The organism is Rhizobium sp. USDA 4016, assembly GCF_056279705.1.
In genome coordinates this window covers 400514-414390 of sequence record NZ_JBWCCY010000004.1, presented here as the reverse complement: position 1 = coordinate 414390, position 13877 = coordinate 400514, and the positions used below count along the sequence as shown (strand labels likewise).

Annotated in this window: 14 protein-coding genes and 2 pseudogenes; 13 read left to right on the top strand and 3 right to left on the bottom strand. The window is 61.0% G+C overall.

Features of this window, described 5'->3' with window-relative positions; all coding sequences use genetic code 11:
* The first annotated feature begins 1 nt into the window (after window position 1).
* From ACZ9DP_RS17230 to ACZ9DP_RS17210, 5 genes are all read left to right on the top strand, one after another.
* Window positions 2-859 (top strand): glycosyltransferase, encoded by an 858-nt coding sequence (locus tag ACZ9DP_RS17230; protein WP_476205387.1) that lies wholly within the window; start codon window positions 2-4, stop codon window positions 857-859.
* A complete protein-coding gene (locus ACZ9DP_RS17225) occupies window positions 856-1755 on the top strand; it encodes an NAD-dependent epimerase/dehydratase family protein (RefSeq protein ID WP_476203008.1) in 900 nt (299 codons plus the stop codon). The genes ACZ9DP_RS17230 and ACZ9DP_RS17225 overlap by 4 nt, the downstream gene beginning before the upstream one ends.
* Before the next feature lie 55 nt (window positions 1756-1810).
* A complete protein-coding gene (locus tag ACZ9DP_RS17220; RefSeq protein ID WP_074070417.1) occupies window positions 1811-2407 on the top strand; it encodes a 5-formyltetrahydrofolate cyclo-ligase in 597 nt (198 codons plus the stop codon).
* A gap of 3 nt (window positions 2408-2410) precedes the next feature.
* Entirely contained in the window at window positions 2411-3235 is an 825-nt protein-coding gene (locus ACZ9DP_RS17215) for a TIGR00282 family metallophosphoesterase (protein WP_074069596.1), read from the top strand.
* A gap of 109 nt (window positions 3236-3344) precedes the next feature.
* Window positions 3345-4184: an MBL fold metallo-hydrolase gene (locus ACZ9DP_RS17210; RefSeq protein ID WP_194728139.1), complete on the top strand. Its 840-nt coding sequence runs from the start codon at window positions 3345-3347 to the stop codon at window positions 4182-4184.
* 40 nt (window positions 4185-4224) lie between these two features.
* On the opposite strand, the gene ACZ9DP_RS17205 is transcribed toward ACZ9DP_RS17210, so the two are convergent.
* On the bottom strand, window positions 4225-4728 hold the full coding sequence (locus ACZ9DP_RS17205; RefSeq protein WP_074069598.1) for a pyridoxamine 5'-phosphate oxidase family protein: 504 nt from the start codon (window positions 4726-4728) through the stop codon (window positions 4225-4227).
* 175 nt (window positions 4729-4903) lie between these two features.
* On the opposite strand from ACZ9DP_RS17205, the gene ACZ9DP_RS17200 reads away from it, so the two are divergent.
* Window positions 4904-5650 (top strand): YebC/PmpR family DNA-binding transcriptional regulator, encoded by a 747-nt coding sequence (locus ACZ9DP_RS17200; RefSeq protein WP_039846027.1) that lies wholly within the window; start codon window positions 4904-4906, stop codon window positions 5648-5650.
* A 236-nt stretch (window positions 5651-5886) separates the two neighbouring features.
* Here the strand turns inward: ACZ9DP_RS17200 and ACZ9DP_RS17195 are convergent, their stop codons facing one another.
* A complete protein-coding gene (locus ACZ9DP_RS17195) occupies window positions 5887-6888 on the bottom strand; it encodes an LLM class flavin-dependent oxidoreductase (RefSeq protein WP_283072401.1) in 1002 nt (333 codons plus the stop codon).
* 126 nt (window positions 6889-7014) lie between these two features.
* On the bottom strand, window positions 7015-9333 hold the full coding sequence (locus ACZ9DP_RS17190) for a methyl-accepting chemotaxis protein (RefSeq protein ID WP_476203006.1): 2319 nt from the start codon (window positions 9331-9333) through the stop codon (window positions 7015-7017).
* A gap of 234 nt (window positions 9334-9567) precedes the next feature.
* On the opposite strand from ACZ9DP_RS17190, the gene ruvC reads away from it, so the two are divergent.
* From ruvC to ACZ9DP_RS17155, 7 genes and pseudogenes are all read left to right on the top strand, one after another.
* Entirely contained in the window at window positions 9568-10080 is a 513-nt protein-coding gene (ruvC, locus tag ACZ9DP_RS17185) for a crossover junction endodeoxyribonuclease RuvC (protein ID WP_074069602.1), read from the top strand.
* Window positions 10081-10137: 57 nt separating this feature from the next.
* Window positions 10138-10401 (top strand): AbrB/MazE/SpoVT family DNA-binding domain-containing protein, encoded by a 264-nt coding sequence (locus ACZ9DP_RS17180; RefSeq protein ID WP_074069603.1) that lies wholly within the window; start codon window positions 10138-10140, stop codon window positions 10399-10401.
* Window positions 10379-10798 carry a type II toxin-antitoxin system VapC family toxin gene (locus ACZ9DP_RS17175; protein WP_194728142.1) on the top strand — a complete coding sequence of 140 codons (420 nt, stop codon included), beginning with the start codon at window positions 10379-10381 and terminating at the stop codon, window positions 10796-10798. The genes ACZ9DP_RS17180 and ACZ9DP_RS17175 overlap by 23 nt, the downstream gene beginning before the upstream one ends.
* A gap of 11 nt (window positions 10799-10809) precedes the next feature.
* Window positions 10810-11424 (top strand): Holliday junction branch migration protein RuvA, encoded by a 615-nt coding sequence (ruvA, locus tag ACZ9DP_RS17170; protein ID WP_476203004.1) that lies wholly within the window; start codon window positions 10810-10812, stop codon window positions 11422-11424.
* Between the two features lie 76 nt (window positions 11425-11500).
* Entirely contained in the window at window positions 11501-12541 is a 1041-nt protein-coding gene (ruvB, locus tag ACZ9DP_RS17165; RefSeq protein ID WP_074069606.1) for a Holliday junction branch migration DNA helicase RuvB, read from the top strand.
* Window positions 12542-13434, top strand: a pseudogene (locus tag ACZ9DP_RS17160) (metallophosphoesterase).
* 23 nt (window positions 13435-13457) lie between these two features.
* Window positions 13458-13828, top strand: a pseudogene (locus ACZ9DP_RS17155) (NUDIX hydrolase); the annotation flags it as partial.
* Between the last annotated feature and the right edge of the window lie 49 nt (window positions 13829-13877).

Here is a 13877-nt window from a genome sequence, read left to right as displayed (position 1 = left end):
CATGGATGTGACGGAGACCGGAGCGGCCATCTCACTAGCAGAGTCGCCTCAGCGTTACGCCTACATCACCCTCGTCACGAATGCCGACTATGCCAAGGGTGCGACCGCGCTTGTGCGCTCCCTTCGGCTTACGAAAACGGCGGCCAATATCGTCGTGCTGCATACCGGCGGCGTGGATGGGATCGCGCTTGCCCCGCTTGCCGATCTTGGCTGCCGCCTCATCGCAGTCGCGCACCTGCCGCTTTCCGGCGCCTTCAACGAGCGTCATGCCCGCGGCCAGCTTCATTCCGCCGCCCCCTTCACTAAGGGCCGCAAGCCTGATTTTCATTCGCCGCTCGACAATTTCTGCAAGCTTCGCCTCTGGCAGCTGACCGAATACGAGCGCACCGTCTTCATCGATGCCGATGCTATCGTCTTGAAGAATATCGACAAACTCTTCGGCTACCCCGAATTTTCCGCAGCACCGAATGTCTATGAAACGCTTGCCGACTTCCGCCGCATGAATTCCGGCGTCTTCGTCGCAAGACCTTCCGAGGAAACCTTTGGCCGGATACTTGCCATGCTCGACCAGCCGGATGCCTTCTGGCGACGGACAGACCAGACCTTCCTCGAAGCCTTCTTCCCGGATTGGCACGGCCTACCCGTCTATTTCAACATGCTGCAATATGTATGGTTCACCATGCCCGCGCTTTGGGACTGGAAGAGCATTTCGGTCCTGCATTACCAATATGAAAAGCCATGGGAGAAGGATCATCCGAAGGCGGCCAGGCTCAAGCCGCTGATCGATCTCTGGCACTCCGTCCATGCCGGCAACGACCTGCCGGACCTTGCGTCCATGATGAACCCGGAGGCGAAATGAAGGTACTGGTATCCGGCGGGACGGGCTTGGTGGGTCGCTATATCGTCGAGGAGCTGCTTGCCGCCGGATATTCGGTCATCATTGGCGGACGCCGCGCGCCATTGCCACGCCTCTTCTCCCGTCCCGTCGAATTCGCACCGCTTTCGCTCGATCCCGACAAGGACCATATCGAGGCCTTCGACGATGCCTATTTCTTCGTGCATGCCGCGCTCAGCCACCTACCCGGTCAATATCGTGGCGGCGAAGGCGATGATCCGGGCGGCTTCCGTCGCCTAAACCTCGACGGCACTGTGAAGCTCTTCGACACCGCCAGGCGCGCCGGTACCCGCCGCTGCATCTTCATCTCCAGCCGCGCCGCCTATCAGGATGCAGCGCCCGGCACTGTTCTCACCGAAGACATGCTGCCGGAGCCCGATACGCTTTACGGAGAGGCGAAGCTCGCCGGCGAGCGAGCGCTCGCCCATCTGGCCGGACCGGGCTTTGCAGCGGCCAGCTTGCGCGCCACGGGGGTCTACGGCGACTTGCTCCCGAACAAATGGACGGGTCTCATCGAGGATTACCTGAGCGGTAGGCCGACGCCCGTTCGAGCCGGAACGGAAGTTCACGGCCGCGACCTCGGCCGCGCCGTGCGGCTGATGCTGGAGACGGAAAGCGCCCGCATATCCGGCGAGGTCTTCAATGTTTCCGATCTTCTCGCCGATACCCGCGATATCTTGTCGGTCGTGCAACAGCAAACCGGCTGTCCCAATCCTCTGCCTGCCTCGGCAGACAAGTCTGCCATCAATCGGATGAGCACCGAAAAGTTGCAAGCGCTCGGCTGGCTTCCGGGCGGCAAGGCCCTGTTCGAACAGACGGTCCGGCAACTGGTGGCCCCATTGCAGCACTTGCGACAGTAAACTCCAGCTGCTTCACGGGATTGCAATGGCCCCCCAGCCGTTTATGGTTCGCATTATGCAGCAGACGATATCCAAAGAACTGAAAGCCCAGATGCGCGCCGAACGGCTTGCGCTGCGCGACGCAATCCCGCCAGAGACGCGGATCGAAAAAAGCCTGGCAATGGCCGAGCACGCCGGCGAGGCCGTGGCTTTCGATCCCGGCACGATCATTTCGGGCTTCATGCCCATCCGCTCGGAGGCCGATATCCGGCCGTTGATGGCGCGCTTTGAGGCACGCGGCGCCCGCCTCTGCGTTCCCGCCATCCTCGACAGGCAGACGATCGTCTTCCGTGAACTCCTGCGCAGCGCGCCGCTGGTTGCAACGGGCTTCGGCACTGCCGGACCGGGACAAGAGGCCACCGTTCTCGATCCGGAAATCATGCTCGTGCCGCTGTCGGCCTTTGACGATCGCGGCCATCGCATCGGCTATGGCGCCGGCCACTACGACCGCGCGATCGGCCGTTTGCGGCAAAAAGGCATGCATCCGAAGCTGATGGGCATTGCATTCGACTGCCAGGAAGTGGCACATGTGCCCGACGAGCCGCATGACATAAGCCTGGATGCCATCCTGACAGAAAGCGGCCTTCGCTTTTTTGCTTCTTGGATCGGATAAGGAATGCGTCTGCTTTTTCTGGGTGACATGGTCGGCAAGACGGGGCGCACGGCTGTATGGGATCGCCTGCCCGGCTTGGTTTCAGACCTGAAACTCGACTTCGTGATCGTCAACGGCGAAAATGCTGCCGGCGGTTTCGGCATCACGGAGGACATCTTCCTCGAGACGATCAACGCCGGCGCCGACGTCGTCACAACCGGAAACCACGTCTGGGACCAGAAGGAAGCGGTCGCCTTCGCGGGCCGCCACGACCAGTTCCTGCGCCCGGCGAACTATCCGCAGGGAACGCCCGGCCGCGGCTCAGGGCTCTTTTATGCGCGAAGCGGAGCACGCGTGCTCGTGGCAAACATCATGGGCCGCGTCTTCATGCATCCCGAGCTCGACGATCCCTTCAAATCCGCCGAAGCGATCCTCGATGCCTGCCCGCTGAAGGAACAAGCCGATGCGATCATCTTCGATTTCCATGCGGAGGCCACCAGCGAGAAGCAGTGCTTTGGCCATTTCGTCGATGGACGCGCCAGCTTCGTCATCGGCACGCATACCCATGTGCCGACCGCCGACCACCAGATCCTCAACGGAGGCACGGCCTATATGTCGGATGCCGGCATGTGCGGCGACTACGACTCCTCGCTTGGCATGGACAAGGAAGAGCCGCTAAACCGCTTCATATCCAAGATGCCGAAGGGACGTATGGAAGCCGCCACTGGACCTGCCACGATCTGCGGTGTTGGCGTGGAGATTTCCGACTCCACGGGGCTTGCCGAAAAGATCGCGCCGCTGCGGATTGGCCCGCGGCTTTCCGAAACCATCCCGGATTTCTGGCGCTGAGAACACCCGCCGGCAACACGCAATTGTGAGCGGCCCTGCCTGATTTCGGCTGGACCGATGCGTCCCCTTGTCGCATCCTCGCCGCACCGTGAAAGCGCCGGAGGGTGGCATGAAGCCGCAATTGCTTATCCTCGCTATCGCATGCCTTGTGCCTCTTGCCCTGCCCCGTGCAGCCGCCGCACAAGAGGAACGGAAGCCCGTTAGCCAATGCCAGGCGATCGCACAGGCAATCCCCAAGGCCAAATTCGCAAGCTTTTCCGGTGAGATGCCCATCGTGACCGCGGTTTCGGAAGGCGAGGATGTCAAGCTGACCTTCCTAGGACATTCCACCTTCGAAATCGAAACGCCGGGCGGCATCGTCATCGCAACGGATTTCAACGGCTGGTACCGGCCGGTCGTGACACCCGACGTGGTGACGATGAACCGGGCGCACTCCACGCATTACACGCTGACCCCGGATCCGGCGATCAAGCACGTGCTGCACGGCTGGAGCGATGTGCCCGGCGAAAAGGCCGACATCGACCTGATGGTCGGCGACACCTACATCCGCAACGTCACGACGGATATCCGCGGCGGCTACGGTGCTGCGCAGCAGGATGGAAATTCGATCTTCGTCTTCGAGAGCGCCGGGCTCTGCATCGGCCATCTCGGCCATCTGCACTATGAGCTGACCGATGCCCACTACACCGAGATCGGCCGCCTGGACATCGTCATGGTGCCGGTCGATGGCGGCCTGACCATGGGCGCCGACAGCATGAGCCGCATCATCAAGCGGCTTCGCTCGTCGCTGATACTGCCGATGCACCGCCGCGGTCCGCCGGTCGCGCGCTTCGTGTCGATGTTCGGCAAGGATTTCGATATCAGCTACGCGCCCGACGACACGATCACCGTTTCCATGCGCTCCCTCCCCAAGAAGCCGCTCATTTATGTGATGAAGGGCGCTCAATAGAGAAGACCCGAAAGTCTGAGACCTCCGGGTTCTGCCCGTATCAGGCAAATTGCAGATGCCGCTTGATGCCCACTTCCGGCATCTTGTCATCGCTGAGATTGGCCTTCGCGATCTCCCAGCCGAACTTCAGCTTGCTGCCGGTCGAAACCCAGATTTCGGCGTCGTCCACATGCATGACAAGCATCGTCAGGTTCGGATCTTTCTTGCCCTCCTCGTACCAGGCAGCAACCACCGAATTCCAATATTGCTCGATCCTCGAAGGATCCGGCCGGACCTCGATCTTGCCTGCCAGGCACGCGTGGTAGTCGTGATCCTTGCCGACGACGCAGAAATGCGCCCGCATTCCCGGTTTGACGGCGCGTACGATGTCGGCATCCGATTTGGTATAGAACCAGATGGTATTGGTCTTCGGATCGGCATGCGGAGCCATCGGCTGCATGTGCATGTCGGCACCATCGATGCCGAGCATCCCTGCCGAAACATCGTTCACCTGATCCCAAAGCTGCCGTGCCGGATGATCGCGCGCTTCACTAAAGCTTGCCATGGCCTTCCCCTTCCGTTCGGGCTTTTCAAGCCTTCAAACGTCACGTCTGCCGCTTTGTTCCGTAGCTTTTCGCCTTCCTCGGGACACAGAGACAAGCTGCTTTCTTCTTGAATGCAGCCCGCTTCGCTCTTATAAGGCCGTCCATTCCGAACAATGAGACGTGAACAGGGGTGCCATGGCTGGCCATTCACAGTTTAAAAACATCATGCATCGCAAAGGCCGTCAGGATGCCGTGCGGTCGAAAATGTTCTCCAAGCTTGCGCGCGAAATCACCGTTGCCGCCAAGGCCGGCCTGCCCGACCCGACGATGAACGCCCGCCTGCGCCTGGCAATCCAGAACGCCAAGGCACAGTCCATGCCGAGGGACAACATCGACCGCGCCATCAAGAAGGCCGCAGGCGCCGATAGCGAGAATTACGACGAAGTCCGCTACGAGGGTTACGGTCCGGGAGGCACGGCGATCATCGTCGAAGCGCTGACCGACAACCGCAACCGCACCGCATCCAACGTCCGCTCGATCTTCACGAAGGCCGGCGGCGCGCTCGGCGAAACCGGCTCGGTTTCCTTCTCCTTCGACCACGTCGGTGAGATCACCTACAAGCCATCCGCCGGCGATGCCGACACGGTCATGGAAGCCGCGATCGAAGCCGGCGCCGATGACGTCGAGACTGACGAGGAAGGCCACACCATCACCTGCGCCTTCGAATCCCTCGGCGAGGTCGCCAAGGCCCTGGAAGGCGCGCTTGGCGAAGCTGAAACCGTCAAGGCCGTCTGGCGCTCCCAGAACAACGTGCCGGTGGACGAGGAAAGGGCCCAGTCGCTGATGAAGCTTATCGACAGCCTGGAAGACGATGACGACGTGCAGAACGTCTATTCGAACTTCGAGGTTTCCGAGGAAGTGCTCGCCAAGCTTTCGGCCTGAGCATTCGAACGAACGAAGAAAAGACCCGGCTGCGGAAACGCTACCGGGTCTTTTGTTTTCAGGAGTGATGTTGGGCGCAGAGCGACGCAGCCTATATGCGAACCACCCGCTACCTCTTGGGCTCCCTCACTCCTGTGCTTGTCACAGGGGGTCCAGCACGCCCACGTCCTTGGTCGCGGAAGACTTTTCACAGCAATGAGGGAAGAAGCCGCGGAGCGCTTTGCAGCTCCAGGACCTTAAGCCGCAACACGCATGAAATTCCCCAGTCCCGCAAACAGCTCGACCGACTTCAGCCGCGCCTCGATGTCGTGGATCGGCATCGAGATGATGAGTTCGTCGGCCCCGGTCTCCTTCAGGAATTCAGTGAGCTTCGCCTCTGACGTCTTCGGCGAGCCCACGACCGCATAGCGCAGCGTGTGCTCGACATTCAGTTTCTCCATCGGTGACCAGAAGCCCTCCATGTCCTCGACCGGCCGCGGGAACGGGCCACGGACGTTACGGCGCAGATTGACGAACTGCTGCTGGGCAGAGGTGAAATGATATTGCGCCTCCTCGTCCGTCTGCGCGACGGAACCCATGACGCCGGCCATGACGTAGGGCTGGTCGAGCGAGGCCGAGGGTTGGAACTTGCTGCGGTAGATATCGATCGCATCGAGCAGCGAATCCGGCGCGAAATGCGAGGCGAAGGCATAGGGAAGGCCGAGCATCGCCGCGAGCTGGGCGCTATAAAGACTGGAGCCGAGAAGCCAGATCGGCACATGCGAATTGTGGCCCGGAACGGCAAGGATCGCCTGGTTCTCGACCGGCGCGCCTAATAGCTGCTGCAGCTCGACGATATCGTTCGGGAAGTTGTGGGCGCCTGTCTCCAGATTGCGGCGGAGCGCCTGTGCCGTGCGCATATCCGTACCCGGCGCGCGGCCAAGCCCGAGGTCGACCCGGCCCGGGAAAAGCGCCGCCAATGTGCCGAACTGCTCGGCGATCACCAACGGTGAGTGATTGGGCAGCATGATTCCGCCCGAGCCGATGCGGATCCGTTTCGTTGCGGCACCGACATGGCCGATGACCACCGCGGTTGCGGCACTTGCAACCCCCGGCATGCCGTGATGCTCCGCCAGCCAGAAGCGCTTGTAGCCGCACTCTTCCGCCTTCTGCGCCATGCGCGCCGAGCCTTCGAAGGATTGCTGGATCGTCGTGCCTTCGGCAACGGGCGAAAGATCGAGAATGGAAAAGGGAACCATAGGAAAACCTGCCGGTGATTGGAAGGACAGGTCTATGTAGGTTCTGGAATCGCTCATTCCAAATCCCGCGAACGAAGAAAAGGGCCGGTTTCCCGACCCCCGATCTCTTCGCTTCGTTTGCTCCGTTTATCGGCGTTGCCTCAGAACATGAACCTCGGCGCTGTGATGGTAATGGTCGTGAGGCAGCGTGAAATTGCCGAGCTGACGGTCCATCTCCATAGCCTCGGCCGCAAGGCGGTGGATCGCGGCTGTCGTTTCCTCGACCATGGCGGCATTCTGCTGCGTCATCGAATCGAGCTCGGAAACGGACGTGTTGATCTGGCGGAGCGTATCCGCCTCTTCGCGGGTCGATTCCATGATCTCGTTGATTTGGCCGTTGATCGCTTCCACATGGCTGCCTATGCCGGTCAGAGCCACCCCTGCCCGCTCGACAAGCGCCACGCCGGTCTCGACTTCGCGGGTCGACTTCTGCAGCAGGCTCGCGATTTCCTTGGCTGCGCTCGATGAGCGCTGCGCCAGCTCGCGCACTTCCATTGCCACAACCGCAAACCCCTTGCCGGATTCCCCGGCGCGGGCGGCTTCGACGCCGGCATTAAGCGCCAGCAGGTTGGTCTGGAAGGCGATGTCGTCGATGACGGAGATGATCGTATTGATCTGCCGCGAGGAGGATTGGATTGCTTCCATCGCTGCGATTGTCTCGCGCATGATCTGGCTGGAGCCGGTGGTCTCCTTCTTCGCGTCACGGGCAATGCGCTCCGCCTGTTCGGCGCGTTGGATCTGGACGCGAACGGACTGGGTGATCGCGTCGATCGCATTGGCCGTTTCGGTGATCGATGCAGCCTGGCGCTCGGTACGTCCGGCAAGGTCGTCGGCTCCGGTCCGCATCTCTTCCGAGCCCGACCGTACAGCCATAGAGTTGCCGCCGATCGCCGTCATCGTTTCGCTGAGCGTGGCGAGCGCCTCGTTGAAGTTGACGCGCAGGCTTTCAAGTTCGTTGGGGAAGCGCGTTTCGATCTGATAGGCAAGATCGCCGTTCGCCAGATGGTCCAGACCCTCGTCCAGTGCCTGGACGACATCCTGCAAGGTTCTCGCTTCCGCTTCGCGCAGAGCAAGGTTTTCCTGACGGTCGCGCTCGGCGCGGGCGCGGGTTTCGGCGCTTGCCGCTTCCAGCTCGCGGCTTTCGATCAGTGATTGCCTGAAGCGGGCGAGCGCCTTGGCCATCGTGCCGATTTCGTCCTGGCGGGTCTGGCTGCCGATCTCGACATCCAGCTTGCCGTCGGCCACATCGCGGGTATTTCCAGCGAGGCGAGCGAGCGGCGAGAAGAGCAGCTTGGTGATGAGGCCGGTGGCGATCGCCATGACGACAAGCGCTGCAAGGCCGATCATGGTCAGCAGCGTCGCGATCTCGATCGAACCAGCATTGAGCTCGCTGACGAGCACGCTTTCGACGACGAGGAACCGCTCGCCCTGATAGGTGATAGAGCGGACATAGGCCCGGGCGGTGCCGTCGGGGCGCGCAAAGTTGTCGACCGTCATGCCGTTGCTGCTTGCAAGCGCATCCTTCATGAAGGTGAACGGCGCCGTGTCGAGCGTCGCAAGCCGGCCTTCGGCATTGAGCCCCACGGCAGAACCGTCAGTGGAAATGATGGCCGCCTGAGCCGTGCTGCCGGAAACGATCCCCTTTGCCAGGATGCTGGTGATGATATCGTCGCGAACCTTGAAGAGGATGATGCCCTTCGGCTGTCCGAGCTTGATGATCGGCACTGCGTAGAAGATCGCCGACTTGCCGTTGGAGGCATCAACGCGCAGGCCCGAAAATGCGGTCGGCGCGGAATCGTCCGTCGCCTTGGCCGTGTTCTCGATCGCCTTTGCAAACGCAATACCCGCACCTGTCGCCTTCCATGCATCAGCCTTCAGGTTTTCGGCAAAATTGTCGTCCTTCTTGTAGGAATAGAGAACCGAGCCATCGAGATCGGCGATCAGCAGGTCGCTGAAGGCGGTATTTTCCAGGTCGCGCGCAACTTCGCCCTGCGTCTTTTCGTGGTTGGAGTAGTAGAAGCCGCTCGGTCCTTCCGGCTTCATCAGCTTTTCACGCTGATCGGCCGGGTTCGGATTGTTGGTGATGAACACCTTCTTGAGTTCGCCGCGCGCGTCGCCCGACGATTTTTCGATCGTCTTCCAGCCGCTCTTCAGGCTGGTGATCGACATCTGCAGCGCCTCGATGCGCGCAATGGAACTCGCCTGATTTTCGAGCTGCCCCAGTTGATCCTGCAGCATGTCGCCGCGGAAGATGAGAACGCTTTCCTTGGCCTTCAGCGCCTGCGCATCTGAAATGCGGCTGCTGGTGAAGTAACCAAGAACACTGATCGTGCTCACAGCCAGTGCCGTGAGCAGGATAAATGTCGCGATAACCTTAAAGGACAGGGACTGAAATCTCTGAGCCATGACAACGAACCCTTCCGGAGCGGCTTGCCGGCAGCAAAACCTGCCACCTTGACCGAAAACAGAACACGGGGAGCCTTAACCTTTTGCAAAAAGGCAGCTCCTCTCACATTTGAAGGGGTAGCTTTCAGGCATTGGATTTAATTCGTGGTAAACGGCGCCTTATAAAGGGACGTAATGTTTTTGTTTTGTTCACATATCGGTGGCAGTTATTTTGCAACCGCAATAAGGTGAGCCATGCAAAATACGATTCGCATCATCGGCATCGACCCGGGCCTTCGCCGCACCGGCTGGGGAATTATCGACACACTCGGCAATTCGCTGCGCTTCGTGGCCTCCGGAACGGTGACCTCGGACGGCGAGATGGACCTCGCCTCTCGCCTCTGCCAGCTGCATGACGGGCTTGCCGAAATCGTGCATGGCTACAAGCCGGATGAGGCAGCGGTCGAGCAGACCTTCGTCAACAAGGATGCGGTTGCAACGCTGAAGCTCGGTCAGGCCCGCGGCATCGCGATGCTCGTGCCGGCACGCGCCGGGCTCCAGGTATCGGAGTATGCACCCAACGCCGTCAAGAAAGCCGTCATCGGCGTCGGCCACGGCGAGAAGCAGCAAATCCACTTGATGCTGAAAATCCTGATGCCGAAAGTCGAATTCAAGGGCAACGACGCCGCTGACGCGCTCGCCATCGCCATCTGCCACGCCCATAACCGCGGCAGCAGCCGGATGCGCCAGGCAGCACTGGCCGGCTGACATGCGTTCTTGACTTGTTCTCTTTCTGCAGCTAGGTAATACAAAGGAGGTATTACCATGCGTGTCACCGAAAAGGGCCAAGTGACGATCCCGAAGGAGATTCGCGACCGACTGGGGATCGGCCCTGGATCGGAAGTGGATTTCATCGCCTCCGGAGCGGGCGCCGTACTCGTCAAGATCGAGAAGGGCGGAGCTGATCCGATTCGCAATTTCGATGATTGGGCGCGCCGCGTCCAAGGAACGGTTGATCTCGGCGGAATGACGACGGATGAGTATATCGAATGGTTGAGGGGCCCACGTGACGATCTCGACCCTCGTTGACACCAATATCCTTATCGACATCCTGGGGCCTGATACCGCCGAACGGCAATGGTCGCTGAAGTCCCTGAAGCAATGCGTGATTGACGGCGATCTGGTAACGAACGTCGTTATCTGGTCGGAACTCGCCGCCTCGCCTCTGTCCGAGGAGCAGTTGACGTCTGCTTTGTCCTGGCTCGATGTGAAGCGTGAAGCCGTACCTTTCGAGGCGGCCTTTCGTGCCGGCAAAGCACACCGCCTATATCGGCGAGCCGGCGGTCAGCGCGAAAGGATACTTCCCGATTTTCTGGTCGGGGCTCATGCTGATTGGCGCCGGCATCGGCTGCTGACGCGTGACGCTGTCCGCTATCGTTCCTATTTCCCATCGCTCGATCTCATCACCCCCGAAACCCATCCCTGACGGACCTCTTCATGATCGGCAAGCTCAAAGGCACCATCGACGAAATCGGCGACGACCATGTGCTCGTCGACGTGCACGGCGTCTGCTACGCCGCCTATTGCTCCGGCCGTACCCTATCGAGACTCGGCTCGCCGGGAGAGGCCTGCGTGCTCTTCATCGAGACCTATGTGCGCGAAGACCAGCTGAAGCTCTTCGGCTTCATGACCGCGCTGGAGCGCGAGTGGTTCAACCTGCTGCAAAGCGTCCAAGGTGTCGGCGCGAAGGTCGCGCTCGCCGTTCTCTCCATCCTGACGCCAAGCGAACTGGCCAATGCGATCGCACTGCAGGACAAAACGGCCGTCTCCCGCGCACAGGGGGTCGGCCCGAAGGTTGCGGTCCGTATCGTCACCGAATTGAAGAACAAGGCACCCGCCTTTGCCGGTGAGGCGATCAATATCGGCCTCAAGCAGGAACTCGGTGAAGGTGTTGCTTCGGCCCCGGTCTCCGATGCCGTCTCGGCGCTGACGAACCTCGGCTATTCACGTGATCAGGCCGCCAACGCCGTCGCTGCGGCCATGAAGGCGGCAGGCGAAGGTGCTGACAGTGCCAAGCTGATCAGGTTGGGTCTCAAGGAGCTCGCGCGTTAAATCCGCCGCGATTTGATGCAAAAGCGGACTGCGTCATGTATGGGTTGAATCCCTATCAAACTGGAAGATTGCCAAGATGAGTGAACCCGCGCGCCTGATATCGCCGGAAAAGCGGGGCGAAGACCTGGATGTGACGCTACGCCCGCAGTCGCTGGACGAGTTCACCGGCCAGGCGGAGGCGCGTGCGAACCTGAAGGTCTTCATCGAGGCGGCCAAGAACCGCGGCGAGGCGCTGGACCATGTCCTCTTCGTGGGACCGCCGGGCCTCGGCAAGACGACGCTCGCGCAGATCATGGCCAAGGAGCTCGGCGTCAACTTCCGCTCCACCTCGGGTCCGGTCATCGCCAAGGCAGGTGACCTTGCCGCGCTGCTGACGAATCTCGAAGAGCGCGACGTCCTCTTCATCGATGAAATCCACCGCCTGAATCCGGCCGTCGAGGAAATCCTCTATCCGGCGATGGAAGACTTCCAGCTGGATCTCATCATCGGCGAAGGCCCGGCCGCCCGCTCGGTGAAGATCGATCTCTCGAAATTCACCCTCGTCGCCGCGACCACGCGTCTAGGCCTCTTGACCACGCCGCTCCGCGACCGCTTCGGCATTCCGGTGCGGCTGAGTTTCTATACGGTGGAAGAACTGGAACTGATCGTGCGCCGCGGCGCCCGTCTCATGAACCTGCCGATCGTCGACGACGGCGCCCGCGAAATTGCGCGGCGCGCCCGCGGCACGCCGCGCATCGCCGGCCGCCTGCTTCGCCGCGTGCGCGATTTCGCCGAAGTCGCCAAGGCCGAAGCCGTTACCCGCGAGATAGCCGACGAAGCGCTCACCCGTCTGCTTGTCGACAGTGTCGGCCTCGACCAGCTCGACAAGCGCTATCTCAACATGATCGCCGTCAATTTCGGCGGCGGCCCCGTCGGCATCGAGACGATCGCCGCGGGCCTTTCCGAACCGCGCGACGCGATCGAGGACATCATCGAGCCCTACATGATCCAGCAGGGCTTCATCCAGCGCACGCCGCGTGGCCGCGTGTTGACGGCAACCGCCTGGAAGCATCTCGGCCTGCAGCCACCGAAGGACCTGGAAGCCGCGCAGTTCCGGCTGTTTCAGGAAGAGGATTGAGTGATCGCGCGACGCGGATTTCTGAAGATTCTCGGCGGCAGTGTCGCGGGCGTCGTGGCGCTTGGTGGTTATGCCTTCGCCTATGAGCCTCTCGCGCGGCTGAACATCTATGCACTGACGCCGCCAGGGTGGACGCCGGGCTTGAAACTCAGGGTCGTCGCGCTTGCCGATTTGCATGCCTGCGAACCGTGGATGTCCGCCAGCCGTATTGCCGCGATCTGCGCTACGGCGAACGCACTCAGCGGAGACCTGTCTTGCTCGGCGACTATGCCTCCGGCATGAACATGGTGACCCGTTGCATGCATTCGAGCGAGTGGTCGGAGGCACTCGCCACCTTGCGCGCTCCGCTCGGCGTTCACGCGATCATGGGCAATCACGACTGGTGGGAAGACAAGGACGCTCAGGAGAACGACGGCAGGGAACCGTTCGGACATCGCGCCTTGGCCGATGTCGGAATTCCGGTTTACAGCAACCGTGCCGTCCGGCTCGAAAAAGATGGCTATGGCTTCTGGCTGGCGGGCCTGGAAGACCAATTGGCGCTTTTGCCCGGCAAGAGGTGGGGCCGCACGCACATGCTCGGCCTGGACGATCTGGACGGCACGCTGGCTCAGGTTTCCGACGATGCGCCTATCATCCTGCTTGCCCATGAGCCTGATCTTTTTCCGCGAGTGCCGCAGCGTGTATCGCTGACGCTTTCGGGTCATACACACGGCGGGCAGATCCGTCTTTTTGGCCACTCGCCGGTCGTTCCCTCCCGTTTCGGCAATCGTTACGCTTATGGCCACGTTGTCGAGGAGGGACGAAATATTATTATCTCCGGCGGCCTTGGCTGTTCGATTGCGCCAATCCGCTTCGGCGTCCCGCCGGAGATTGTCGTGGTCGATCTTGGATAGACAGGGAATGTCCGAGCAACCCCTCATCCGAGACGCTGAAGCGCGAGATAATCGAGGATCTCTGCGTCGAGTTGAAAATTCAGCGTCTTCTCTGGAACGTCGAGAACTTCTTGTCTGCGGTAAACGCGCCTGGCACGAGCTGGGCATTTGTGACCTGATGGAAATCCCGCCCGAGTTCCCGTTCAAGTCCGGCGAGATCATCCACCGGATCGAGGATGGCGGCAATTAGCTCGAGTTCAAAATGGGTGCCTGCGACACGCCGAGCCCTGTCCGCGCGGGATATTCCGCCTATTTCATCGCTGAAGAAATCGAGACCTTGCCAGCCTCGCTGCGCCATCTTGCCTGGCGCGATGGGAACCTAGCTGGCAACGATTGGGCCGACCGCAAACATTGACGCCACGTAGATCGGCGCCTTAGCTACGCCCCATTCGCAATGAGGAGGA

Coding starts and splice junctions, on each gene's coding strand:
- ACZ9DP_RS17230 (WP_476205387.1), top strand. CDS start 2: ATGGATGTGACGGAGACCGGAGCGGCCATCTCACTAGCAGAGTCGCCT.
- ACZ9DP_RS17190 (WP_476203006.1), bottom strand. CDS start 9,333: ATGGCTCAGAGATTTCAGTCCCTGTCCTTTAAGGTTATCGCGACATTT.
- ACZ9DP_RS17225 (WP_476203008.1), top strand. CDS start 856: ATGAAGGTACTGGTATCCGGCGGGACGGGCTTGGTGGGTCGCTATATC.
- ACZ9DP_RS17200 (WP_039846027.1), top strand. CDS start 4,904: ATGGCTGGCCATTCACAGTTTAAAAACATCATGCATCGCAAAGGCCGT.
- ruvB (WP_074069606.1), top strand. CDS start 11,501: ATGAGTGAACCCGCGCGCCTGATATCGCCGGAAAAGCGGGGCGAAGAC.
- ACZ9DP_RS17195 (WP_283072401.1), bottom strand. CDS start 6,888: ATGGTTCCCTTTTCCATTCTCGATCTTTCGCCCGTTGCCGAAGGCACG.
- ACZ9DP_RS17205 (WP_074069598.1), bottom strand. CDS start 4,728: ATGGCAAGCTTTAGTGAAGCGCGCGATCATCCGGCACGGCAGCTTTGG.
- ACZ9DP_RS17220 (WP_074070417.1), top strand. CDS start 1,811: ATGCAGCAGACGATATCCAAAGAACTGAAAGCCCAGATGCGCGCCGAA.
- ACZ9DP_RS17180 (WP_074069603.1), top strand. CDS start 10,138: ATGCGTGTCACCGAAAAGGGCCAAGTGACGATCCCGAAGGAGATTCGC.
- ruvA (WP_476203004.1), top strand. CDS start 10,810: ATGATCGGCAAGCTCAAAGGCACCATCGACGAAATCGGCGACGACCAT.
- ACZ9DP_RS17215 (WP_074069596.1), top strand. CDS start 2,411: ATGCGTCTGCTTTTTCTGGGTGACATGGTCGGCAAGACGGGGCGCACG.
- ruvC (WP_074069602.1), top strand. CDS start 9,568: ATGCAAAATACGATTCGCATCATCGGCATCGACCCGGGCCTTCGCCGC.
- ACZ9DP_RS17210 (WP_194728139.1), top strand. CDS start 3,345: ATGAAGCCGCAATTGCTTATCCTCGCTATCGCATGCCTTGTGCCTCTT.